This is a genomic window from Arthrobacter sp. Cza30, from assembly GCF_059090765.1.
Genome location: NZ_JBNHGA010000012.1, coordinates 107,971 through 130,824, shown reverse-complemented (window position 1 = coordinate 130,824; position 22,854 = coordinate 107,971). Strand labels below are relative to the sequence as shown.

General features: G+C 62.5%; 19 protein-coding genes. 12 read left to right on the top strand and 7 right to left on the bottom strand.

What is annotated here, in order from left to right; translation table 11 throughout:
* Positions 1–249 precede the first annotated feature (249 nt).
* The 6 genes from AC5RVZ_RS30295 to AC5RVZ_RS30270 all read left to right on the top strand — a co-directional run bounded on the left by AC5RVZ_RS30295 (position 250) and on the right by AC5RVZ_RS30270 (position 6,715).
* Complete coding sequence (locus AC5RVZ_RS30295) at positions 250–1,083, top strand: fumarylacetoacetate hydrolase family protein (protein WP_494069317.1); 834 nt, start codon at positions 250–252, stop codon at positions 1,081–1,083.
* Positions 1,084–1,087: 4 nt separating this feature from the next.
* Positions 1,088–1,474, top strand: coding sequence for a cupin domain-containing protein (locus AC5RVZ_RS30290; RefSeq protein WP_494069316.1), 387 nt, complete (start codon positions 1,088–1,090; stop codon positions 1,472–1,474).
* On the top strand, positions 1,471–2,238 hold the full coding sequence (locus AC5RVZ_RS30285; RefSeq protein ID WP_494069315.1) for a gamma-glutamyl-gamma-aminobutyrate hydrolase family protein: 768 nt from the start codon (positions 1,471–1,473) through the stop codon (positions 2,236–2,238). Before AC5RVZ_RS30290 ends, AC5RVZ_RS30285 begins: the two co-directional genes overlap by 4 nt.
* A 67-nt stretch (positions 2,239–2,305) precedes the next feature.
* Positions 2,306–3,700 carry an NAD-dependent succinate-semialdehyde dehydrogenase gene (locus tag AC5RVZ_RS30280; protein ID WP_494069314.1) on the top strand — a complete coding sequence of 465 codons (1,395 nt, stop codon included), beginning with the start codon at positions 2,306–2,308 and terminating at the stop codon, positions 3,698–3,700.
* Positions 3,701–3,852: 152 nt separating this feature from the next.
* Positions 3,853–4,407 (top strand): helix-turn-helix domain-containing protein, encoded by a 555-nt coding sequence (locus AC5RVZ_RS30275; RefSeq protein ID WP_494069313.1) that lies wholly within the window; start codon positions 3,853–3,855, stop codon positions 4,405–4,407.
* A 118-nt stretch (positions 4,408–4,525) separates the two neighbouring features.
* Positions 4,526–6,715: a cytochrome P450/oxidoreductase gene (locus tag AC5RVZ_RS30270; protein WP_494069312.1), complete on the top strand. Its 2,190-nt coding sequence runs from the start codon at positions 4,526–4,528 to the stop codon at positions 6,713–6,715.
* A gap of 301 nt (positions 6,716–7,016) precedes the next feature.
* Here AC5RVZ_RS30270 and AC5RVZ_RS30265 read toward each other — a convergent pair whose 3' ends face one another.
* Together AC5RVZ_RS30265 and AC5RVZ_RS30260 are read right to left on the bottom strand one after the other, a co-directional pair.
* Entirely contained in the window at positions 7,017–7,532 is a 516-nt protein-coding gene (locus AC5RVZ_RS30265; RefSeq protein WP_494069311.1) for a flavin reductase family protein, read from the bottom strand.
* Positions 7,533–7,757: 225 nt separating this feature from the next.
* Positions 7,758–9,089, bottom strand: coding sequence for an acyl-CoA dehydrogenase family protein (locus tag AC5RVZ_RS30260; protein WP_494069310.1), 1,332 nt, complete (start codon positions 9,087–9,089; stop codon positions 7,758–7,760).
* 162 nt (positions 9,090–9,251) lie between these two features.
* Here AC5RVZ_RS30260 and AC5RVZ_RS30255 point away from each other — a divergent pair, with 162 nt between their 5' ends.
* Positions 9,252–10,442 (top strand): PucR family transcriptional regulator, encoded by a 1,191-nt coding sequence (locus tag AC5RVZ_RS30255; RefSeq protein ID WP_494069309.1) that lies wholly within the window; start codon positions 9,252–9,254, stop codon positions 10,440–10,442.
* A gap of 3 nt (positions 10,443–10,445) precedes the next feature.
* Here the strand turns inward: AC5RVZ_RS30255 and AC5RVZ_RS30250 are convergent, their stop codons facing one another.
* Together AC5RVZ_RS30250 and AC5RVZ_RS30245 are read right to left on the bottom strand one after the other, a co-directional pair.
* Entirely contained in the window at positions 10,446–11,261 is an 816-nt protein-coding gene (locus AC5RVZ_RS30250; RefSeq protein WP_494069308.1) for a VOC family protein, read from the bottom strand.
* Positions 11,262–11,459: 198 nt separating this feature from the next.
* Positions 11,460–12,359 carry a formylglycine-generating enzyme family protein gene (locus AC5RVZ_RS30245; RefSeq protein WP_494069307.1) on the bottom strand — a complete coding sequence of 300 codons (900 nt, stop codon included), beginning with the start codon at positions 12,357–12,359 and terminating at the stop codon, positions 11,460–11,462.
* 399 nt (positions 12,360–12,758) lie between these two features.
* Between AC5RVZ_RS30245 and AC5RVZ_RS30240 the strand changes: the two genes are divergently transcribed.
* The 5 genes from AC5RVZ_RS30240 to AC5RVZ_RS30220 all read left to right on the top strand — a co-directional run bounded on the left by AC5RVZ_RS30240 (position 12,759) and on the right by AC5RVZ_RS30220 (position 18,610).
* A complete protein-coding gene (locus AC5RVZ_RS30240) occupies positions 12,759–13,538 on the top strand; it encodes an ABC transporter permease (protein ID WP_494069306.1) in 780 nt (259 codons plus the stop codon).
* Positions 13,535–14,371, top strand: a complete 837-nt coding sequence (locus AC5RVZ_RS30235) for an ABC transporter permease (protein ID WP_494069305.1) — start codon at positions 13,535–13,537, stop codon at positions 14,369–14,371. The genes AC5RVZ_RS30240 and AC5RVZ_RS30235 overlap by 4 nt, the downstream gene beginning before the upstream one ends.
* Positions 14,368–15,195 (top strand): ABC transporter ATP-binding protein, encoded by an 828-nt coding sequence (locus tag AC5RVZ_RS30230; protein WP_494069304.1) that lies wholly within the window; start codon positions 14,368–14,370, stop codon positions 15,193–15,195. The genes AC5RVZ_RS30235 and AC5RVZ_RS30230 overlap by 4 nt, the downstream gene beginning before the upstream one ends.
* An 85-nt stretch (positions 15,196–15,280) precedes the next feature.
* Positions 15,281–17,533, top strand: a complete 2,253-nt coding sequence (locus AC5RVZ_RS30225; protein ID WP_494069303.1) for an arylsulfatase — start codon at positions 15,281–15,283, stop codon at positions 17,531–17,533.
* A gap of 117 nt (positions 17,534–17,650) precedes the next feature.
* Positions 17,651–18,610 carry an ABC transporter substrate-binding protein gene (locus tag AC5RVZ_RS30220; protein ID WP_494069302.1) on the top strand — a complete coding sequence of 320 codons (960 nt, stop codon included), beginning with the start codon at positions 17,651–17,653 and terminating at the stop codon, positions 18,608–18,610.
* A gap of 612 nt (positions 18,611–19,222) precedes the next feature.
* Here AC5RVZ_RS30220 and AC5RVZ_RS30215 read toward each other — a convergent pair.
* The 3 genes from AC5RVZ_RS30215 to AC5RVZ_RS30205 form a co-directional block, all read right to left on the bottom strand.
* Complete coding sequence (locus AC5RVZ_RS30215) at positions 19,223–20,503, bottom strand: multidrug effflux MFS transporter (protein WP_494069301.1); 1,281 nt, start codon at positions 20,501–20,503, stop codon at positions 19,223–19,225.
* A 130-nt stretch (positions 20,504–20,633) separates the two neighbouring features.
* Positions 20,634–22,205, bottom strand: coding sequence for a 4-hydroxyphenylacetate 3-hydroxylase N-terminal domain-containing protein (locus tag AC5RVZ_RS30210; RefSeq protein WP_494069300.1), 1,572 nt, complete (start codon positions 22,203–22,205; stop codon positions 20,634–20,636).
* On the bottom strand, positions 22,202–22,714 hold the full coding sequence (locus AC5RVZ_RS30205; protein WP_494069299.1) for a flavin reductase family protein: 513 nt from the start codon (positions 22,712–22,714) through the stop codon (positions 22,202–22,204). The genes AC5RVZ_RS30210 and AC5RVZ_RS30205 overlap by 4 nt, the downstream gene beginning before the upstream one ends.
* Between the last annotated feature and the right edge of the window lie 140 nt (positions 22,715–22,854).

Sequence of the window (22,854 nt, the reverse complement as noted above, 5' to 3'; positions counted from 1 at the left end):
TGATGAGAGTAACTTTATCCTCCTGAAGTCGCCGGGATTTCGGACCTTTGAGCAGAAACGAGTAGCGCTTCCCCCGCGCTTGGCCCGGCGATGGTGCCCATGAGCACGCTCACAACCGACGTAAGCACGTGCGCGCGCTGCCATGCAGCCCCGAGGCCGGGCATCCCGCAGCCCGCCCTCTTGTATTTTTTAGAAGGCTTTATATACTCTTAAAGTAACCAACCGCCCCACATCTACCGGAGGTCTCCCATGACTCAGGCAATCCGTTTTGCAACAAGCGCCGGCGAGGTTCGGCTTGGACGCCTGGACGGCGAAACCATTGTTGACGCAGGCTCGGCACCGGCTGTCGGCTTCGACGGCACGGCCGAAGCCTGGAACACCATCAACAATGCGTCCGGGGCGAAGTACTCGCTGCAGGATGTCAAGGTTCTCGCGCCGACCAACCCCGGCAAGCTGATCGCCATTGGCCTGAACTACCAGTCGCACGTCGAGGAAACCAACCTCAAGCACCCGGATGCACCCGTGGTCTTCGCCAAGTTCCCTTCTTCCATCACCGGCCCCAACGACACCATCGTGATTCCGCGCGAGGAAACCCGCCCCGACTTTGAAGGCGAAGTCGGCATCGTCATTTCCAAGCGCGGTTACCGTGTGGCGAAGGAGGATGCCTGGGACTACGTCGGCGGCTTTACCGCCCTGAACGATGTGTCCGGCCGCCGTGCCCAGCTTGAGACCCCCATGAAGCAGTTCACCTTGGGTAAGAGCTTTGACACGTTCACTCCCCTCGGCCCCGTTGTGGCGAGCGTGGATTCCGTGGACAAGAACGCGCTGGACGTTCAGACCGTCATCAACGGCGAGACCATGCAAAAGGGCAACTCCCGGGACCTGATCTTCGACATCCCCACACTGATCGAGTACCTGTCCCGCGGGATGACCTTGGAGCCGGGCGACGTCATTGCCACCGGCACCCCCGGCGGAGTCGGCGACGAGCGCAAGCCTCCGCGTTACCTGCGCGACGGCGACGTCGTCGAGGTGACCGTTGCCGGCGTCGGCACGATCAGCAACCCTGTACGCGCCGAGGCATAATGCCATGAAACTCATCGCCTCAGGAAACAAGGACTACGTCTACGGCGGGAAGTTCACCGGGCCGGTGCAACTGGAGATGATCCTCGAAGCCGCCCAAGACGGTGATCCCGACATCGCCCGCGTGCATTTCAACGACGGCGCGGTGACAAACTGGCATTCCCACCCCGGCGGACAGCTGCTCTACCTGGTCAGCGGCACCGGCAGGGTGGGAAACAACGACGGCGAACATACCGGAATCGCCCCGGGAACCCTGGTGGAAACCCCGGTCGATGAAAACCACTGGCACGGGGCGGACGAAGGCGCCGACGCCGTCTGGCTGGCAACCACCTGGGGAGTCACCTGCTGGCATGACCTCTCCCCGCTGGAGCATTCCACGCTGGGGGCGTCGTGAACGGCACCCCTCCGGTGATCCTGGTCGTGGCGGACCGCAAGTCCGTCACGTCCGGGGCCTGGTCGGACATCCCGAACGATGCCCTGCCGCACACGTATATCCATGCCGTGGAGCAGTCGGGCGGCATGCCGCTGCTGCTGCCGCCCACCGAAGTGCTGCGGGACAACGCCGAACGGCTGCTGGAGCTGGCCGACGGCGTCTTCCTCGCCGGCGGCCGGGATCTCGACGCCGGCCTGTACGGTCGCTCGAACCACCCGCTTAACGACAAGCCGCTGCGGGTCCGTGACGAACTCGAAATCGCGTTGGTCCGCGGAGCACGCCGGCGAGGCATGCCGGTGCTTGGCGCCTGCCGCGGCATGCAGGTGTTGAATGTTGCCTGCGGCGGCACCCTGGAACAGCATCTGGCGGACCGGGTGGACATGACCCCGCACCGCAACGTGGTAGGCGAATTTACTTCCCACTCGGTGTCCGTGGTCCCCGGCACCCTGCTGGAGAGTGTCTTGGATTCGGGTACCTTCGACATTGCCTCTCACCACCACCAAGCGGTGGAAACTCTCGGAGACGGACTCGTCGCCTCGGCGCATTTCGACGACGGCGTCATCGAAGCCATCGAGGCTCCCGGCGATGCCTTCACGCTGGGGGTGCAATGGCACCCCGAGGAACGTCTCGACCCGGAAGGCCTCAAGCTGCTCAGAGCTCTTGTCCGAGCGGCCAACCGCTTCCGGCAGCACCGCCAGGAACCAGCGACCGCACTTCAACACTGACAGATCCACGGGCGAGGCATCCGGCAATGCCCATCCGCCAAACCGCTCTCACATCGAAAAGGATCCCATGACCCACACAGCTACCGCTGCCACGAAGAACGGATTCGCAGTAACCAACCCGGCCACGGGAGAGGTATTGCAGAGCGTGCCTACCGCATCGGACGCGGAAGTGGTGGCGGCAATTGCGGCCGCCCATGAGGCATACCTGCAGTGGCGGGACGTACCGGTTGCCGAAAGGGCACGCAGGGTGAAGCTGGCGGGCGAACTCTTTACGGAGCGCACCGACGAGCTGGCGGCCATCATCACCCAAGAGATGGGCAAGCGCCTGGCGGAGGCGAAAGGCGAGCTGTCCATTGTCGCCAGCATCTTCGACTACTACGGAACCGAAGGCCCGGCGCTGCTGGCTGACCAGGAGTTTTCACCCCGCAGCGGGGGCCGCGCGCTGATTAAGAAGCGGCCGGTAGGTGCGTTGCTGGGCATCATGCCGTGGAACTACCCGCTGTACCAGGTGGCGCGTTTCGCGGCGCCGAACCTGGTGCTGGGCAACACCCTGCTGGTCAAACACGCGTCCAACTGCCCCGCCTCCGCCCAAGCGATTGAAGAAGTCCTGCTGGATGCGGGGCTTCCGGCCGGCGTGTACAGCAATCTCTACGCCGCCACGACCCAAACCGAACTGATCGTCGCCGACGACAGGATCCAAGGCGTCTCGCTGACCGGCAGCGAACGTGCCGGCGCCGCCGTCGCCGAGATCGCCGGACGCCACCTGAAGAAGGTGGTGCTGGAACTCGGCGGATCAGATCCACTGATTGTGCTGGACAGCGACGACGTGGCGGCCACCGCCCGCAAAGCGTTCCGCGCAAGACTCAGCAACGCGGGCCAGGCCTGCAACTCCCCCAAACGAATGATCGTCGCGGAGGGGATCTTTGACGATTTCGTGCGCGAGATCTCGGCCCTGGCCCGCGGCCTGGTGCCCGGTGACCCCTCCGACCCGGCGACGACGATCGCCCCGATGTCCTCGGCGGCAGCGGCAGACGAGCTGGCTGAACAGATTGCCGATGCGGTGGCGCAAGGAGCCACCCTGCACACCGGTGGCCAGCGCCTGGAAGGTCCGGGGGCCTTCGTAGCGCCCGCCGTGCTGACCGGCGTCGTGGACGGCATGCGTGCTTTCCGTGAGGAACTCTTCGGCCCGGCCATCGTGGTCTATCCGGTGCGGGACGAAGACGAAGCCGTCGCCCTCGCCAACGACTCTCCCTACGGGTTGGGGGCCTCCATCTTCACCACCGATGAACAGCGGGCGCTGGATCTCGCGGAGCGGTTGGAGTGCGGCATGGTGTTCATCAACCAGGCCCCGGACTCCGAACCCGACCTGCCCTTCGGCGGGGTGAAGAAGTCTGGTTATGGCCGTGAGCTGGGTCCGTGGGGCATGGACGAATTTGCCAACCTGAAACTGGTTCGCCTCTAACGTTTCCCCACGCCAGCGGGAAAACACGCAACATGACCCCCGGGTTCCGGCAGCACCATTGATCGCGCCGGCTGCTATTCGATAAGAATGGCAGCCGGCGCCGTCGTTGGTGGAATACTTCATTCCGATACATCTTCTGCCTGCAAGGAGCCATGAAACCCGACCTGAGCGCCAACCTCGCCCGCAACGTCCGCCAATTGCGCGAGCGGCGCACTCTGACGCTGAATCAACTGTCGGAGCGTTCGGGCATCGGAAAGGCCACGCTGTCGCAAATAGAGTCAGGCTCCGGCAACCCGACCCTGAGCACGCTCCGGGATCTGGCCGCGGCTTTGTCCACCGATGTGGACAGGCTGCTTGCTGGCAGCGAACTCGACGGCGTGGTGGTCGTCCGCAGAGGTGCAGGCGTAGACGTTGGGGACGACGCCGTCGGTGCCCTTCTGGTCCATACGGCTGGCACGGACGCGGCGAAACTGGAGGTCCATGCACTGACCGTTAGCGGGGGACGACGTGAAGTTTCGGCCAGCCACGGGGTCGATTCACGTGAGCTGGTAGTGGTCGCACAGGGCACCGTCCGAGCCGGTCCGGTGGGGGAAGAAGAACTGTTGCACGAGGGAGACTTCGCCAGTTACCGCGCAGACGGCCCTCATGTATGGGAAGCGCTGGACGAAGACGCCGTCGTCTGGATCACGCTGATCCAGCCCATGTAGACAGCGGCTGCTGCGCCTTCGCCCGGCGCCTCTATATGTCCTGCTTCACACCCGCCCCCGTGTTCGTTATAGTGTTCATAACGCCTATTACATCGAACACTCGGCTGGGGAGGCACTCATGGCAGACATCGATTCGTACCTGAGCTCCATCACCCTCGCCCAGCTCGAGGATGACCCGTACCCGGTCTGGCAGCGGCTCCGCAACGAGTCGCCCGTGGCGTGGATCCCCGCGGCGGAATCCTGGGTCATCACCCGTTTCGACGACGTCGCGGCTGTACTTCGCGGAGACCACGGTTTCGGCGGCGCCACCAACCATCTGACCATGAACCAGGTTTTCGGCCAGCCGAACATCCTGACAAGTACGGGTGAGGAGCACGACGAGATCCGGGAGGGGGTCGACCGTTCGCTGCAGCCTGATCCGGTGCTGAGCATGATCGACGAAATTGTCCGTCCGGTGGCGCGCCAGTACCTGGACAGCCTCAGCGGACGTGGCGACGCGGAGCTGGTCACCGAATTCTTTGAACCCATCAGCGTCGAGGCGCTGCGTCGAGTGATGGGTTTGGACGCCATTGCAGACACAGAAACCATCCGCCGCTGGTTTGCCCAGCTCAACGTCGGCGTTTCCAATTTCGGACAGGATCCGGATCTTTACGCCGTATCCGAACAAGCCTCCAGCGAGTTCGAGGCCGCAGTTGCACCACTGCTGGAGCACCTTTCCCACCACCCGGATCATTCGATGATTTCGCACATGCTATGGGCGGGACGCGAAGGCGCCACTCCCCGGCCGGCCAGCCAGATCCTGCCCTCACTGAAAGTCATCCTCCTCGGCGGCATGCAAGAGCCCGGCCACGCCGCCGCCAGCAGCCTGCACGGCCTCTTTTCCCGCCCGGACCAGTGGAAGATGCTGGTGGAAGATCCCGAGGAGTGGATTCCGCTGGCCGTCCAGGAGGGCCTGCGTTGGATCGCCCCGATCGGCTGCACAGACCGGCAGACTACCCGGGAAACCAGGCTGCAGGGCAAGACCCTGCCTGCCGACGTTCCCGTCATAGTGGCACTGTCGTCGGCCAATCGGGACGAACGGAAGTTTGAGGATCCGGATGTGTTCGACATCGATCGCAGCAACCGGACACATCAGGCCTTTGGCGGCGGAGAGCACTTTTGTGCGGGGCATTTCTTCGGTCGTCACGTGGAGCGCATCATGTTTGAAGAACTCGTCAAGACCATGCCGGACGTCACCGCGTCCCCGACCGAAGCCCCGGAGGTCACCGGCTGGGTCTTCCGCGCCCCGAAGAAGCTTCCGGTGGTCTTCACACCGGCCATGTACCGGGAACGGATCAGCCTGCAGGAGACGGGTTCAGGGCTCGAGCAACAGGACAGCGCCGAGTTGGTCGTCTCCTGCATCCGGTTGGAGGCCGAGGGGATCTTGTCCGTGGAGTTCCGCGAACCCAGCGGCCTCCCGCTGCCCGAATGGACGGCAGGCGCACACATCGACTTCTGGTCCTCGCCGGACCGCTCCGCCAAGTACTCACTGTGTTCGGATCCGGCCGCCCGGAATGTATGGCGCATCGGGGTTGCCAAGGAGGACGAAAGCCGCGGGACATCCAAGTTCATCCATGAGACCCTTCGTCCGGGCATGCATGCCCGGGTTGGGAAACCGGCCAACAACTTCGCCCTGCGGCCGGCCAAGTCATACGTCTTCATCGCAGGCGGAATAGGCATTACCCCGCTATTGCCGATGATGACCGAGGCTGCCCGAAATGGCATCAGCTACACGCTTCTTTACTGCGGCAAAAACCGACGGCGCATGCCGTTCCTGTCCGAACTGGACGAACACGGCGATCGGGTGAAGCTGTTCATCGCCTCCGAAAACTCGCGGCTCGACCTGGCCGAGGCAGTGGCCCGTGCAGTCGCAGACGAGGCATCAATTTACTGCTGCGGTCCCGATCGCCTCATGGATGAGGCGCAGCGGCTGGCTGAAGATCTCGGCGGCGAGGTGTTGTGCGAGCGCTTCACGGGCGTCCAAGCTCTCCGCGAAGGCGACGAGCCGTTTCACATCCAGTTGGGACGCGGCGGGAAGACGCTTACGGTGCCGGCGGACAAGACCGCCCTGCAGACATTGCAGGAGGAAGGCATGGACGTGCTGACCTCCTGTGGCGCGGGAAACTGCGGATCCTGCGAAACCCGCGTACTGCAAGGCACCCCGGAACACCGGGACGTGTATCTGACGCAGGGACAAAAAGCGCGCAACGACCGCATGATGGTCTGCGTTTCGCGCGGCGGCAGCGCCCCGATCGTCTTGGACGTGTAGCCAACCGCCCCCGCGAAGCAACATTGAACTATCCAGTGGACAAGTTGTGCCGGACACCCGCTGGCCGGGAACTGAGCGTATGCGGTTGGCGGCAAGCCGCCGACCCGCCTTCGACCTCAAGGCCTTATTCCAAACTGCAGCCCTCCACCGTCTAGCTCGACTCAAGCGCGATTAAGATGGCTTGGTCCCGTCAGCGCGTGTGCTGACGAGACCAAGCCGTTTCCGATCGCCCTTGAACCGCAGCTGGGAAGCGAGAGCGCGAGTAGGCGGTTCCGGCCCGTGGGAGTCCCTCCCGTGGCAGTCAGGCGGCCACGATGCGTCCGATGGACTGCCGGTGATAGACCATGGGCGGCTGGTCTGCGGTGCCCAGGTGGTGCACCGAAAACAGGACGAGGGTGTGGTCTCCAGCCGGAATCTCTTGATGGATGGAACACTCCATCCAGGCGGCTGCGCCATCGATGAACAGGGCCCTGCCCGAGGAGGCCCGGGTCTGCACTCCGTCGAAGCGGTCGCGGCTCCGTGACGACAACTGCCAGGCCAGCGGACCCTGGTCTTCCGACAGGATGGAAATTCCGATCCGTTCACTGGACCGCAAAGCATTCCAAGTGTTGTTGTCGTTCTGGACGCAAATGGAAACCAAGGCCGGATCCCAGGACACCGCCTGGAAGGATGAAGCGGCGAAGCCGGCGTTGCCCCCCTCGAGGACCGCGCAGACGGCCACCACGCCGCTGGGGAACTGGGCAAAGACCTGCTTCGCTTCCGCCCTCAAGGCATCCTGTCGGGGGTCAATGCTCTGAGCGGTCGTGCTAGCTGTCATGGTTTACTCCTGCTCCTCTGACTGAGGGACGTGCTTGCTTGTTATCTCAAGTTTGAAGTCCGCGGCTGTGCCAAGCGATGTAGCGATAGACAGATAAACACGCGTTCGTTGTGCGGCGTGCACAACCCCAAAAACCCGGGATGACCATCAGTTTCCAGCCCATTAAATGCGTCTTGTCCCGCCCACGGAACATGGGCGGGACAAGGCAAAAGCCGGCTGGGCTGGTCAGGCGCGGAGGTGGGAGGTGCCCGTGTTGACGGAGAACAACTCGAAGGTGTCGGTGCGGGTTCGAGTGGTCAGTATGTCCCGGAAGTAGCGCTGCAATGGGGCGCCGTCCGCGCTGTTCTGACTGCCGGCGTTGCGCAACATCAGTTCAACGGCCTTCCAGACCAACTCCTCAACCACGAAGTACACGCCGTTCAGCCTCATCGAACGTGATTCATCAAATGCTTCGATGCCGGCGGCCGACCGTGCAGCATATTCCTCATATAGCCGGGAGCTGTTGACCAGAATGGACTGAGCCCCGTCGACGTAAGAGATGGCCATACCCAGGACCCGCTGCCATTCCTCATAATCTCCGCGTATGGACCCATCCTTGATCCACGGATGCCGGGTCTTCATGATGATTTTTTCGAACTCGTCGACCGCCGCGTAGCCCAGCCCGACGGACGTGGAGGCGACCTCACCCTCGGCGAACCCGAAGAACGTCCCGGCATAGACCGGGTTGTTGTGCAGCTTCGACCCGACGGTTTCGCCCAGGTTGGAGGCGGTCCACTTTTCCTCCGAGATGCAGTAATCGGGGACGAAGGCTTTCTCCGCCTTGATGCTGTTCGATCCCGAACCGCGCATTCCGATGACACGGCCCCAGTCGTCCTGGACTTCGTAGTCCTCTCTCCGCAGAATCATCCAGACCCGGCGTTCGGGGTCGTCAGGCTGCAAGCCGGGAAGGAAGGCCGTGGCCATGAAGTGGGTGGAGTACGGCGCCCCGGAGCAGTACCGCCAGAACCCGGTGACTTCCCAGCCGCCGTCCACGCGCTCCACCGTTGTGTTCTGACTGTTGCCGCTGGCCGGACAGATGATGTGTCCGTGGGCGCCGAACACCTCGCGCTGAGCCCGCTCTTCGAAGAATGATCCCAGAGTCAGAGCATGGCCCGAGGACAACGAGAGGCACCAAGCAGTTGAAGGGCAGCCACGCGCTACCTCGGCGATCACCTGGTAGAAGGCCGAAACCCCCAGCTCCAAGCCCCCGAACATTTGTGGCTGGAGCATCCGATAGAAACCATGCTCCAGGAAGTATTCATGTACTTCCTGCGAGTATTGTCCATCGACTTCCGTCTGGGCCTGCGCTTCCCGCAGCTTTGCGCGAATCTCACGGGCCCGTTCAAGGAGCCGTTCGAGCTCGTACCGGATCCGCGGGTCTTTCTCTGTTGGAACTTGAAGGCTGAACGGTCCGGCCAAGCCCGGCTCGACCGATGCTCCGGTGGCCACTGCTGGTTTGGCGGCTGTTTGCTCCGATGCCGACTGGGCGGGAGCTGTGGCGACAAATGCTCGTGTCATAGGGATCTCCTTGCGCATCACGGGGTGTGACTTTCCCTCAAGTCTGAGAGTGCCCGACGTCACAAACAATGTCCGGCGCTGACAATCATTGACTCCGAGATGGTGCCTGAAGCACAATTTGTTCGACGAGGTGCTGCTCTGGCAGTGCGTGGAACACAGAAGATGGATGCGCTGGTGTCTGGAAAAACTGAAGACCCTCCTGCTGACCTAGGCCAACATGCCGTGCGTCCTGCCCAGCAGGCCAGTACACCTTTGGACCAGGGCGCGGGCGAATCCGGCGTCTGGACTCTGATCCGTGCCGCGCGTCAGGGCGGACTGCAAAGCATCGTCGCAGCGCTGCGGCAGGCCCTGGGTGCCGACAGTGCGCTGTTCGATATCAACGGCAACACCCTGGCTGCTTCGCCGTCACGTACCATCTGGAATTACCCCTTGGTGTTGGAGGCGAGCCTCGGTGGCGATTCCGCCCTGCCGGTCGCAGCGGCGCGGGTCTTCGTGGACAATGAGGCCGTCGCGATTCTTGCCGTCCACGAGCCGACACCCCCGAGACGACTCCTGGCAGCGGCCGTCGACCTGGTCACCCTGGAGATTGGCCGGTTGCGTGCCCGCCAGGACGGGAAACGCGAGCTCACGCAGCATGTCATGGACGACCTGATCCATCACCGAGTTTTGGAAGCGGAAGCCCGGAGCCGGCTCCGCAGCATTGGCTTTGATCCCGAGTCCCGTTACCGCGTGCTGCTCGGCCAGGCGAACATGCGCCGGGAACGACTGCTCTCCGTGCCCTGGAACATACATACTCTGCTGAGCAACCAGCATGAGCCTTTTGTGCGGGTCGTCGTCGACGGTCGCATCCTCATGCTCGTGCCCGAAGACCCAATGGTGGACCGGATTGCCGCGTCATTACTGAGCCACATGCTGGAGGTGGGCACCGACGGGTCCGTGGGTGTCAGTTCTGTCCACACCGGCGCGGCAGGCATCCGGGCAGGCTACTTCGAGGCTTTGTCGGCAGCCTCCGGTGGCCCGGGAGTCCGGCGGCCCGAGATCGTGGACCTTGGCCAACTGCTCGTGCTGACCAACACCACGCTGCCGTTGTCGGATTTAGCCACGGCCTCGCTAAAACCATTGATCGACTACGACAGCGGCCATGGAACGCAACTGGTGGCCACGCTGCAGGCTTTCCTATCGTCGAACCGCTCCTTTGCGGAGACTGCTGAGGCGTTATTTATTCACCGCAACACACTTCGGTACCGCTTACGGCAGATCCACGACCTGCTGGGTTACGACGTCACGTCGACCCGCCACATCACCAACCTGTGGCTTGCGCTTCAGGCCCTGACCGGCCTGCAGGAACTGTAGTCCCTAGCCAAGCCCGCCCAAGTCGACGAAGTCGTCAAGCAAGCCCCTGATACCCCCGGCTTCCACCGTCACCGCAACCCTGTCATCGGCCTCGTAGTAGCGGCTGAGCCCGAACGTCTGGCCAAAGGGATCGCGGAGCACCGCATAGCGGTTCATCGTGCTGTTGTTGGCGGGCACAATGATCCGGGCACCTGCCTCAACCGCCCTTGCGACGGCGAGGTCCACGTCGGCAACATCGAAGTAGACGAGCCAGCCCGATTCTCCCGCCTCCATGAAGTAGCCGCCGAACTGTACGAAACCTGCCACGATCCGACGGTCATCGTATAGCAGCCGGAAGTCGTAAGGATCGTCGACCACGTCCAACCGGTCCACACCCAGAACAGACTGGTAGTAGTCGGCGGCTGACCGCGTGTCTTTCGTCGAATAATCCACGTTCGTTTGCCCGACGCCCGCTCCGCTCGCTGAGCCGGTGTCTGCAATACCCGTCCACACCTGCTGACCGTCCACCACGTAGGTACGCTCATCGCCGCCGGGAAGAACAATGCTTCGCACCGCTCCCCCGGCTGCGGCGGAGCGGCTTCCTGCCGCTGCGGCGTCAGCCAGGTGAAAGAACGGGATCCAACCGGAGTTCGGTCCGTCCGCATGCTGCTCCGTCACAGCGAAGATGCCTCGCGCCCGCAGCATTGCGGCCGCGTCCCAGGTACCGGCATCGACGTCCGCTGCACCGATCAGCCAGGCGTAAAAATCCGAGCTTGCGGCCGGGTCGGAGCTGACCAACTCCATGCCTGCCAGGCGGCAGGTTGCGATCTTGGTGTGCACAGTTCGAGTATGCCGCATTTGCCCCGACTGCGCAGACCTTCCCCGGCTGCTGGCCCGCCCTTTAGCGTGATACTCAAGTCGAACGCATCTGCCACCGAATTCGAAAGGACCATGAAGCCAGACTTCAGCGCCAACCTCGCCCGATTTGCCAACAACTGGGAATGCAGGGATGACTGGGCTGGCAATCGGATTCTAGTGCTATTTGCTGCGCTCAACCGTGCGGAACCCCGTGTTGCTGCTGGCTGAGTCAGGCGTATTGAATGCCCGCGCGGCAACTCGGTAGCGGTTGCAATACGAGTCGTGACAGAGAAACGACCCGCCGCGCATGACCCTTCCGTGTCCGATTGTGGGGCCCTTTGGATCTTGCGTGGGCGAGCTCCGGTAGTACTTGGGCAAGAACCAGTCGGCACACCACTCCCAAACGTTTCCCGCCATCTGGTGCAAGCCGAAGCCGTTGGGTGGGAATGAAGACACCGATGTCGTGCCGACGTGTCCGTCTTCCGAAGTGTTGCAAGAGGGAAAATCACCTTGCCAAATATTGCAGTGGTGAATTCCGCCTGGAGTGAGTTCGTCCCCCCACGCATAGCGGCGACCCTCAAGGCCCCCGCGGGCGGCGTACTCCCATTGTGCTTCTGTCGGAAGGGCCCGCCCTGCCCACTGGCAGTAGGCAGCGGCATCATTCCAAGATACCTGCACTACAGGATGATCGGATATCGTCCGCCAGTCGGAGTGCGGACCCCCAGGATGTGCCCAATCGGCTCCTCGCACTGTCAACCACCAGGATGTGCCTTTGGCGCGGCCGATGATGTCCACGTCGTCGGCTTGCACAAGCAGATGGAATACGGCCGAACACCCGAAGATCTCAGACTCAGTGCGATACCCGGTGGACTCGATGAACCGTGCGAACTCCGCGTTGGTCACTGCGGTGGCATCAATGGAGAAGGGGGAAAGTTTCACGGGATGCACAGGGGTTTCCCCGTCCGCCGGGTACCCCTCGTCAAAATGGTCGCCCATAAGAAACAGCCCTCCGGGCAGAGCCACGGTCCTCTCGAGGCGGGCGCCGGGTGAGGCGCCGGCGCTGCGAGCTTTGGCTTCCATGGCGCGAAGTGGTGATTCAGGGCGTGGTCCAGCGTGGCAACAGGACATAGGTGCTCCTTCGCGGGGGTTCCCATATTGCTAAATCAATGCCAACCGACAAGCCTGAAGCCGACTCCCGGGTTGGGCCAAAACCCGCTCAGTCTATCTATTTATTCCTCGATATTTGCCGCTCAACCCCGAGCCCCGAATTTCGCATGCAAGTTGCGAGCAACAGGACAAGTGCTCCTGAAGACCTGTCCTGCTCGATAGGAAAACACCTTTAACGTAATACGCAGTGCTCCTCTTGACTGTGATGCAAGTCATGCCTAGAGTCACTTTAGTGAACAGCATAGGTACTAAAACAAACGTTTGGGGGCGTTCTGACATGACACACTTCCGGCGCCGGGCGGAGCACGCTAAATGAAATCTGTCGCTTCGCCTAAACTCGCGTTTGGCGCTCTCAGTCTCATTCTGGTGTTGGTGGTGTGGGAAGTCGTGGCCCGGACCGGCCGGTTCGGAAACTCTATTCCACCGATGTTGGCGACGATGGAGCGGCTGGGTGAACTACTCGCCCAGCCACAGCTCTGGACCGCTGTCTGGGACACGCTGTTCATAGCCCTTGCCGGCTTCGCCATGGCGATTGTCTTAGGTGTCGGCGCAGGCATCGCCATCGGCGCGTCGCGTATGCTCCACCACGCAACGAAAGCTGCACTGGAGTTCCTCAAGCCCATCCCCGTGATTGTTATTCTTCCGGTGGTAGTGCTGGTCCTAGGACCAAAGATTGAGATGAGCCTGTTCTTAGTCACCTTCGGCTGCACACTGCCGATCCTGATTCAGACCGCTGCCGGGGTGGCGGACACGGATCCAGTAGCCCTGGACACGGCACGGTCCTACCGCTTGGGTCGACTCGAAACCCTTGTCCGCATAGTCCTTCCCTCCGCCATGGCCTTCATCGCTAGCTCCGTCCGGATCTGTGCCCCGGGAGCCCTGATGATCGCAGTCGTCGCCGGCCTCTTCGGCGGCGGACCGGGCATCGGCAAGACGCTGCTACGAGCGACCTCAGCCGGCCTGCATACGGACGTCTTCGCCATAGTGGTGATCATGGGTCTTCTTGGTTTGGCCTTCCAATCCGGCAGCACCCTGCTGGAGAAGAAGGTCCTGCACTGGCACCCCTCGCAGCGATCGGAGATTGGGTCATGACCACCATGTCTGCTTCACCAACCTTGGGCCGCCAGTCGACCCGGACTCGGCGCACCGGTTCGAAAAAGATGATCCTGCTCGGCATCGAAATTGGCGTGCCTATCCTACTGGTCCTCGGCTGGTGGCTTCTTTCAGCCTCATCGACCAACGCCTTCTTCCCTCCGCTAGCCGAGATCATGACTCGATTCCGGGAACTGTGGCTGTTCGATCACATGCTCACTGACGTGCTGCCCAGCCTGGGCAATCTTATGGCTGGTTTCGGGATCGCCGCTGTCCTCGGGCTGGCCGCCGGCTTCCTTCTGGCCGCCGTCAAGCCGCTGGCATGGCTGGCCGACCCAGTGATCCACTTTTGGCGGGCCATCCCACCGGTGGCTACCGTCCCGATCTTCGTGGCCATCCTCGGCTACGGCAACGAGACCCGGATATTCAGCATTATCCTGGCGTCGGTTTTCCCCACTCTGATCGCCACCGTTGACGGGCTGCGTTCAGTCGACCCCCTGCTGCGCGATGTTGGACGGAGCTACCGACTCTCCGGCTGGGAGCGTGTCTTTCAAGTGAACCTGCCCGCGGCCAGCCCAATGATCTTCTCCGGGCTTCAGGTTAGTTTGCAGAACGCCTTCATTGTCATGGTCGCCTCCGAGATGCTTGGCCCGTCAACCGGCATCGGCGGCCTGACGCTGTTGGCTCAGCAGTCCTTTGCCACGGCGGACATGTGGGCTGGGATCCTGCTGCTCGGGTTCCTCGGATACCTCGTCAACGTCCTGTTCGATTTCACCAAGTCCCGGATTCTGTCCTGGTACTTCGCAGCCCAGAAGCTTGGAGCCTCCTCATGACGTATTTGTCCGAAAACCCGGCCCAGGCCGTTTCTTCCGCGGCCGCTGTACCGGCCCAGGTGCGGCTGGCCGTGACATCCCTTGCCAAATCCTACGGCGCCGGCCAGTCGACGGTGCCGGTTATCGGGGACCTAACTTTCGATGTCGCCGCCGGCGAGGTCGCCTGCATCGTCGGCCCATCCGGCGTGGGAAAAACAACTTTGCTGAAATGCTTGGCTGGCCTACATCCGCTCACTAACGGCAGCATCGCCATCGATGGCCGCCCCGTGCAGGGCCCACCACCGGAAATGGCACTGGTGTTCCAGGAATATACGCGCTCTCTCATGGCATGGCTGAACGTGCGCCAGAACGTCCGCCTGCCGCTGCGCCACCTGCGCCTGGGCCGGACCGAGGAGACCGCCCGCATCGAGAACGCCTTGGCTGCGGTGGGTCTGGCAGGCGCGGCCAGCAAGTACCCCTGGCAGCTCTCCGGCGGCATGCAACAGCGCGTGGCCATCGCCCGCGCGCTCGCCTACCGGCCGGAGATTCTGGTCATGGACGAACCTTTCGCCTCCGTGGACGCCCAGACCCGGTTCGAGCTCGAGGATCTCTGCCTGAACATCCGCGAGCAGTACGGCATGACCATCTTGGTTGTCACCCATGACATCGACGAGGCGGTTTACCTTTCCGACCGCATCATTGTCATCGGCCACAAGCCTGCAGTGGTCACCGAGATCCTGCCCGTGGACCTGCCGGGTCCCCGGAACCAGATCACCACCCGCGCCCTGCCCGAATTCACCCGCCTGCGCTCCCACGTCCTGCGACTCATCCAGGACGCCCACTAATCCAGCGAAAGAGCCTACCAACGCCATGGCAGTGCCACAGAACTCCAACTCGCATCCACCCGCTCATCGAGGCGTCATCCGGGAAATGGCCGCTGATTCGACCCCGGACTGGCCGGGCCAACGAACCTACGACGGTTCCGCACCGAACGTCGTCGTCGTTCTGGTCGACGACTTGGGTTACAGCGATATCTCGCCTTACGGCAGTGAAATCCATACACCCGCCGTCGAAGAACTGGCCTCCGGTGGCTACACGCTGACCAACTACCACACCACCCCGGTGTGCTCACCGGCCCGGGCCAGTCTGCTAACTGGACTGAACCCGCACCGGGCAGGCTTCGCCTCGGTGGCGCACGGCGACCCTGGCTACCCGAATATGACTCTCGAACTGGCCGAGAACATGCCCACGATTGCCGAGAGCTTCCGGGCGGCCGGGTACGCCACCTACATGGTGGGTAAGTGGCACCTGACCAAGGAATCGAAGATGCATGATGGGGCGGACAAATCCTCCTGGCCCTGCCAACGCGGCTTCGACCGCTACTTCGGGTCCATGGAGGGCTTCACCCAGCTCTTCACCCCGCACCGGCTGACCCGGGACAACAGCACCGTGCCCGTAAATCACTATCCCGAGGATTACTTCCTCACTGACGACCTAACGGATCAAGCCGTGGACATGCTGCGCTCGCTCAAGGCCTCCGAGCCGGACAAGCCGTTCTTCCTGTACTTTGCGCACCATGCGGTCCACGGACCGTTGCAGGCGAAGCCGCAGGACATCGATAGGTACAAGGACATTTACAATCAGGGCTGGGACGCCATTCGCCGGGCCCGGCATGTCGAGCAGATCCGGCGGGGACTTTTTCCCGTCGGCACCCCCCTTCCCGCCCCCTCCGAACCCAGCCTCAGCATCACGCCTTGGGAAAGGCTGACCCCGGAGGAACAGGTGCGCTACGCGCGTTACATGGCCATTTATGCCGGGGCCGTGGACAACGTCGACCAGAACCTCGGCAGGCTGATCAATCATCTGAAGTGCACCGGCCAGTACGAGAACACCATTTTGGTCTTCACATCGGACAACGGCGGCTCCGGCGAAGGCGGCAGCGATGGCACCCGCAGCTACCTCAGCCAATTCGTCGAGGTCGACGAATTTCCGCCCGGCTGGGAACGCGACATTCCCATGGACCTAGCCGACTTGGGCGGGCCGCGCTCTTCCGTGCACTACCCCCGCGGCTGGGGCAACGTTTCCAACACCCCGTTTCGGTACTATAAGGGCCACACCTTCGGCGGCGGGGTCCGTGCCCCGCTGGTGATTTCCTGGCCCGCCGGCCTACCCCGGGCAGAAGGGGACGACGGAATCCGGGACCAGTTCGCCTATGTCACAGATGTCGGGCAGACCGTCCTCGCCCTGGCAGGCGTGCCGCCGCTCCGAAGCAGGCACGGACTGAATGCCCCGCAAATCGACGGGGTGTCCTTCGATCCCTGGTTACGTCATCCGGACGCGCAGACTACTCGGCAGGAGCAATATTCCGAGTTCGTCGGCCACAGGTTCCTTGTGTCTAAGCAGTGGAAATTGGTCACCGAGCATGACTACGGAGCTAGGCTCAGCCACGACGAGTGGGAACTATATGATCTGGCTACCGATCCGACCGAGTCCTACAACCTGGCCAAGGCACGGCCAGACGTTGTCGCAGAACTGGCGGAGCGATGGCAAAACCTGGCAATACAGAACGGCGTCTTTCCCATCGACGACGGCACCATGATGCGCTACCGACCGGACACGGAACTGGCCTACGAACAGCCTGTCGTCCTCGAACATACCTCGGCGCCATTGGAACGCTACCGATCCAGCAAGTTGACCAACCTGCGCTCGTTCGAGATTCATACGAATCTGGACGGCTTGCCAGCCGAAGGCGTCATCGTCTCCCACGGTGACCCCTCCGGCGGCTATGTCCTCTTCGTCGAGGAGAATGAACTCCGGTTCACGTATAACGAATACGGCAGGGGACACCACATGTCGGCCCCGCTGCCCGCCAGGCCAGCCGAGGTCGGCGCCCGCTTTGACATCATGCCGGACCTTCGCTGGCGGATCGAACTGCTTATCGATGGCTCTGCGGTGGCCAGCCTGCCCTCCGTCATGGTCCTGTTCCAGCTGGCGCCGATGACCGGCATCAGTGTCGGGGCGGATCAGGCAGGGCCGGTCGATTGCGATCTCGGCCGACGCCACGGCCACTTCCCCTGGACCGGTTTGCCACTGAAAGTCGTCTACTTGCCGGGTCCCAAGGCCGCCTACAATCCGGAGACGCTTATTGCGGTGACTCGGGATCGGGAAAGGATCTTTGACTAGACCTCAACCCAGAAGGCACCGCCGACGGCACTGGCTCTTAGTTGTTAGCACTGCTTGCCGCCAAGCCTGACTAAATCCTCCTTCAAGCACCACCACACCCTCTGAAAGGAATCAACCATGCCTAGAATCCGAGGACTCGCAGTGTGCCTGCTGGCGCTTGCCTCCCTGTCGGCCTGCTCCGCCGGCGCAAATTCATCCGCTGGACAGGAACAGGGCCTTGAAGGTTTGACTGTGGGCTTAATTGGCGCAGCCAGCGAAGGCCCGGTCCATCAGGCTATCGATGAGGGTCTCTTTGAGAAACAGGGCCTTGAGATCACTACGACGGTCATTCCCGGCCCTCCGGCGATGGTGGCCGCGCTGCAGAGCGGCGAAGTAGATGTAGCCTTCCTTCCCACAGTGCCGTACATCAATGCCGTCAGCCAAGGTGTTCCGTTGACCGCTGTCGCCGGTTTCGTCGAGCTTCCCACCGAGAACCCCGAGGAATTCCTCGACTCGGGAATTTACGTCAACCCGAAGAGCGGCATCGAAGCCGTCGGCGACCTAGGTGGCAAGAACATCGCCATTCCTGCGCGGAAGGGAAGTATCGAAGTCGCGACTACCGCCGATCTGAATAAGACCGAAGTCGATCCCGCTTCCGTCAAATGGTTGAGCCTCGATCAAGGCGCCGCGTTGGAATCTCTTAAGGCTGGACGTGTTGACGCGGCCTACCTCTACAGCCCCTTCAGCGTCCAAGCAACCGAAGAGGGCATGGAGTTGCTTTTTAAACCAGGAACCGCCCTGTTTGCCGGCTTGCCTACCGATTTTTTCGCAGCTGGTCAGGAAGCCACGCAGAATAAGGCCGAGGCCCTGCAAAAGTTCAGGACCGCACTATATGAGGCCACCACTTGGGCGAATGAAAATACAGAGGAGGCAGTGGCACTCGGGGCTGAGAAGGCGGGGCTGGAAATTTCGGAACTCCCGCCGATGCGCTGGGCTGGTGGCATAGACGCCGCCGATCTCGACACTGTAGCTGAGTCCATGATCGATCTCGGCTTCCTCTCGGAAAGGCCCGATTTCTCCCCGCTCGTCATGAAGTAGGCGAAGCGCAGGCATGAAGGAGGCCCTGCCAGTTCCGACTCGCAGGGCCTCCTTCATGCCTTGATGTTCTTATTCATCTGCCGGAGCAGCTTTGGACTTGGTCTTGCAATCTAGCAAGATTGCTGCCCAGTTAGCCTCGGGCGATCGTAGCCCTCCCGTCGCAGCCTAGGGTCAAAGAAACGCAGGCACGGACCCGTACTCCCAGAGCCTCGCCGAGGGAACGGCCCAAACGGAATGGGCGAGCTTGTTATTCGAAGCTGGTCCGCTCCACACCGCTACGAAGATGTGCCTCCATCCATGTGTTCGCCGCAGCCAAAGGCCTGATGCGTCATAATCGACGTTAAAGATGTTTATGCCTCAACAGTTGCGTCCGTCTGAGCCTGCGGATGGCCGAAGACTGCACCCAGGACAAAGATATCCTCCCGCAAAGGGCGGCAGGGCAGGTTCTCGGTCTTCTGACTCCACGGGCGCTTGCTGGCGGCCAGGAATCCACCCCTGTCCTGTCCGCAAAGTCCGGACCCGGCGATCTGCGTCTGGCCCAGGCCCGTAGGCCTCAGCGGTATTTACGTCCGGTGTATCGTGCGGAGGCGTCGAAACGATTGTGCTGGACGTCTAGTGGGAACGCTGGCGACCGGCGGCCCACCCTCCAGCCGCAGCGACGAGCGTGCAGGCGAGCAGGCCGACACCCAGCGAAATCTGCAAGTCGTCTCCGCCTAGGCCCACGAGTGGAGCAGCAGCCGCGCCAATTGAGTATTCCGCTGCTCCGATGACCGCCATCGCCGTGCCCGCAGCGTGCGGGATCTGTTCGACCGCGAGCGCCGTGGCGTTGCCCAGCACAAGTCCCAGGCTGCTCACGACGAGGAAAAACAGCAGCACCGTGGCCCAAAGACCCGAGCTGCCGGTGAGCGCCAGGAGGGCATAGATCATCGACCCTCCCAGCATGAGCGCCAGCCCCAGCAGCATAACCGTGGCAGGGCTGAACCGGCTGACAAGTTTGGCACTTATGAGGCTAGCCAAGGCAAGACCACCGGAATTGGCGGCGAAAATGATGGAGAACCAGCCCGGGCCGAGCCCGAACGTCTCTTGGAGTATGAACGGCGACGCGGCAATGTAGCAGAACAAGGCGCCCAAGCCACAGCCCACGGCAAGGCAATACCCCATGTAGGCGCGGTTCTGCATGACTGTTTTAATCAGCGACACCAACTCACTTACGCCTCCGGCCCGCCGCTGCTCGAGCGGCAGGCTCTCTCGGATGAACAGCAACGCCAGCAGCCACAGCACCACGGTGAGGGCCGTAAGAATCCAGAACACTCCACGCCAACCAAGGACCGGGACTACCGCTCCCCCAGCCAAAGGAGCAAGGATCGGGGCGAGGCCCTGGATGGCCATCATCAGTGAAAACAGGCGCGCGGCTTGGCGTCCCGACGCATGATCGGCCAGCACCGCCCGGGCCAAAACGACCCCGGCGGCTCCGCTGGCCCCTTGCAGGAAGCGTGCGGCGATCAGCGCTTCCACAGTTGGGGCCATAGCGCACAGCGCCGTGGCAAGAGCGCAGAGCGCTGAGCCGGCCAGCAGCAACTTACGGCGACCGAACTGGTCCGACAACGGTCCAATGACCAACTGCCCACCGGCAAGCCCGATCAGGAAGGCCGTCAGGGTCAGCTGCACGGCAAACGGCGCCGCATCCAGCTCCCGGGCCAGCTCGGGAAACCCGGGAAGGTACATGTCGATCGCCAGCTGGGGCACGGCGGAGACTGCGGCCAACACGACCACGAGGAACGGGGTCGGCGGAACCGCATGGAACCCGGCGACGTTTCCTCCAGCTTCCGGAAGACGGGGCGTCACCTCGCCCGCGGGCCCGCTGATCGCAGGAAGCTGTGGGTCTTTGGCCATGACTAGCCGTCCTTTCAGGGTTGTACAGACGACGACGGCGGTGCCGCGCCCGGGGTGGAATTCCCCGGGCGGCACCGCCGTCGTCGCATCCGCTGTGCCTCGCGCGGTCGGGCCGGAAGAGGCAGCCGGCTCAGCGCTTGCTGATGAAGTTCACATCATCGGGCGAGAAGAGCTTGTCGCTGGTCCAACCATTGAGGTCGTACTGGTCCATGCACTTTTCCACGAGCGACCGCGCATGATCGAGCGTGCCGTCTTGCTGTGCCGACTCGTTGAGCGTCAGGTGGCAGAGCTCGGGCTGGCCCCAATAGTTGTGCTCATACAGTTCGTGCCGGGCGCCAAACTCCGAGCCGATCGAGTCCCACAGCAGCTTCATGGTCTTGGAACGATCCAAGGCGGTCTTCCCGTTGGAGCCGCGCAGGTAGCGGTCCAAATACGGGCGCATCTCGGGGGTCTGGAAGTCCACGGCGTTTGAGTTCAGGTAAATCAGCCCGGAGGCAACCACCGTCTCGATGATTTCGCGGATGCGCCGGTTCATGGAGGACGCCATGGAGGCGTAGGCCCACCCGTACGCCCGGTTGGGAACCAGGTCATCGCCCCAGCCTTGGGTGGCGTTCTCGATCATGCCATCGCGCAGCGCGTTGACGGCGTGGCGGTAGCCGATCACTTCGCCCAGGGCAGCCTGCACGCCCCGGAACTGTCCGGCACCGGTGATTTCCAGCGCCTTGCTCAGCGCGCCCACGAAGAAGTCGAGTTTGACGCCGAAGCGGGTGGAGGCCTGAAGGACGGCGCGGCCTTCCCAGCCGGAGACGGTGTCGAACTCGGCCATCCGCTGCGTGTCGTAGATTAACACGTTCTCCCAAGGGATCAGCGCCTGGTCAAAAATGAGTACGGCGTCGTTCTCATCCAGCCGGGAGGACAGCGGGTAGTCGAAGGGGCTCGCGGCGCGGGCCGCCGTTGATTCGTAGGAGGCGCGGGAGAACATCTTGATCCCCTTGCCGTTTGTCGGTGCCAGGAAGGTGATGGCGAGGGATTTGTCCTTCAGCGGGGCCCCGGCGTGGGAGACGTAGACATACTGCGTGGTCGGGGATCCGGTAGCCACGACCTTGGCCCCGCTGACAATGATGCCTTGGTCGGTTTCCCGTTCCACGTGGACGTAAACGTCCTTGACTTCTTCGGCGGGGCGGGAGCGGTCTACCGGCGGATTCACAATGGCGTGGCCGATGTGCAGCACGCGTTCCTGAGTTTCCTTGTACCAGTAGCGGGCGTTGTCGGCGAACTCGCCGAAGTACTCAGGGTTGGCGCCCAGCCCGGTGATCAGCGAGGCCTTGTAGTCCGGGGTGCGGCCCATCCAGCCAAACACCAGTTCCTGCCAGGTCCGGATGGCCTCGCGGCTGGCGCGCAGGTCATCCTTGGTGCGGGCGTACTTAAAGAAGGGGTGCGTTAGTCCCCCGCTTCCGGTGTCTGTCGGCGCGGTGGTGCGGTCGCGGGTCTCGGGGTCATGCAGCGCATCGAACAGTGAAGCCAGCGACCGTGCCGAGTTCCGAAAGGCCGGATGGGTGGTGACGTCGTCGACACGCTCGCCATAGATCCAGACCTCGCGTCCGTCGCGGAGGCTTTCGAGGAACTCGTCGCCCGTCTGCATCCGTCCTGTCGAGGCCGCAGCGACGGCGGCGGTTTCGGTGGATTCGTTGACGATGGTCATGAAGTGGGTCCTTTCGCGAGGGCGCCGAACTGGCCGGCATGGAAGGTGAGGGGGGCGCCGCCGGTGTGGCTGTGTTGATGGACGTGCCCGATGAACAGGGTGTGGTCGCCGGCTCGGTGGCGGTCCACGATGCTGCAGGACAAGTAGCCAACGGCTCCGTCGACCAGGGCCATACCGTCTTCCCATGTGAACTGCGGCAGCGTCTTCCCGGGTTTGCCCGCGAAGTGGGAGGCAATATCCAGCTGGTCTTCCGCCAGCACGCTGATGCCGTAGCGCGGGCGGTGGTTAAGGTGTCCATGCATCTTGGCTTTTTCTCCCACGGACACCAGCACCAGCGGTGGGTCGAGTGAAACTGACACGAAGCCATTGGCGGTCATTCCGTGGACTTCACCGTCCTCAGTGACCGTGGTGACGACGACAACACCACTGGCGAAGCTCCCCAGCGTGCGGCGGAATTCCATCGGGTCCAAGGCTTTTTCCCTGATCAGTGTTTGCGTACCTTTGTACATACTTAAGGATGTTAGGCACCTCACAGAGTTAATACAAGAGGTTTGAGATTTATTTTAAAAAACGCTTAGGGTGCCCACTGCCGGGCTGGATGGAGGGAAGAGCCCTAGGCGCTGACACGCCTTCCTGCACACCAGTTGCG

Bases quoted from the DNA above. Each gene is read 5' to 3' on its own strand.
- AC5RVZ_RS30295 (WP_494069317.1), top strand. From the start codon at position 250: ATGACTCAGGCAATCCGTTTTGCAACAAGCGCCGGCGAGGTTCGGCTT.
- AC5RVZ_RS30290 (WP_494069316.1), top strand. From the start codon at position 1,088: ATGAAACTCATCGCCTCAGGAAACAAGGACTACGTCTACGGCGGGAAG.
- AC5RVZ_RS30280 (WP_494069314.1), top strand. From the start codon at position 2,306: ATGACCCACACAGCTACCGCTGCCACGAAGAACGGATTCGCAGTAACC.
- AC5RVZ_RS30275 (WP_494069313.1), top strand. From the start codon at position 3,853: ATGAAACCCGACCTGAGCGCCAACCTCGCCCGCAACGTCCGCCAATTG.
- AC5RVZ_RS30270 (WP_494069312.1), top strand. From the start codon at position 4,526: ATGGCAGACATCGATTCGTACCTGAGCTCCATCACCCTCGCCCAGCTC.
- AC5RVZ_RS30265 (WP_494069311.1), bottom strand. From the start codon at position 7,532: ATGACAGCTAGCACGACCGCTCAGAGCATTGACCCCCGACAGGATGCC.
- AC5RVZ_RS30260 (WP_494069310.1), bottom strand. From the start codon at position 9,089: ATGACACGAGCATTTGTCGCCACAGCTCCCGCCCAGTCGGCATCGGAG.
- AC5RVZ_RS30255 (WP_494069309.1), top strand. From the start codon at position 9,252: ATGGATGCGCTGGTGTCTGGAAAAACTGAAGACCCTCCTGCTGACCTA.
- AC5RVZ_RS30245 (WP_494069307.1), bottom strand. From the start codon at position 12,359: ATGGAAGCCAAAGCTCGCAGCGCCGGCGCCTCACCCGGCGCCCGCCTC.
- AC5RVZ_RS30240 (WP_494069306.1), top strand. From the start codon at position 12,759: ATGAAATCTGTCGCTTCGCCTAAACTCGCGTTTGGCGCTCTCAGTCTC.
- AC5RVZ_RS30235 (WP_494069305.1), top strand. From the start codon at position 13,535: ATGACCACCATGTCTGCTTCACCAACCTTGGGCCGCCAGTCGACCCGG.
- AC5RVZ_RS30230 (WP_494069304.1), top strand. From the start codon at position 14,368: ATGACGTATTTGTCCGAAAACCCGGCCCAGGCCGTTTCTTCCGCGGCC.
- AC5RVZ_RS30225 (WP_494069303.1), top strand. From the start codon at position 15,281: ATGGCCGCTGATTCGACCCCGGACTGGCCGGGCCAACGAACCTACGAC.
- AC5RVZ_RS30220 (WP_494069302.1), top strand. From the start codon at position 17,651: ATGCCTAGAATCCGAGGACTCGCAGTGTGCCTGCTGGCGCTTGCCTCC.
- AC5RVZ_RS30215 (WP_494069301.1), bottom strand. From the start codon at position 20,503: ATGGCCAAAGACCCACAGCTTCCTGCGATCAGCGGGCCCGCGGGCGAG.
- AC5RVZ_RS30210 (WP_494069300.1), bottom strand. From the start codon at position 22,205: ATGACCATCGTCAACGAATCCACCGAAACCGCCGCCGTCGCTGCGGCC.
- AC5RVZ_RS30205 (WP_494069299.1), bottom strand. From the start codon at position 22,714: ATGTACAAAGGTACGCAAACACTGATCAGGGAAAAAGCCTTGGACCCG.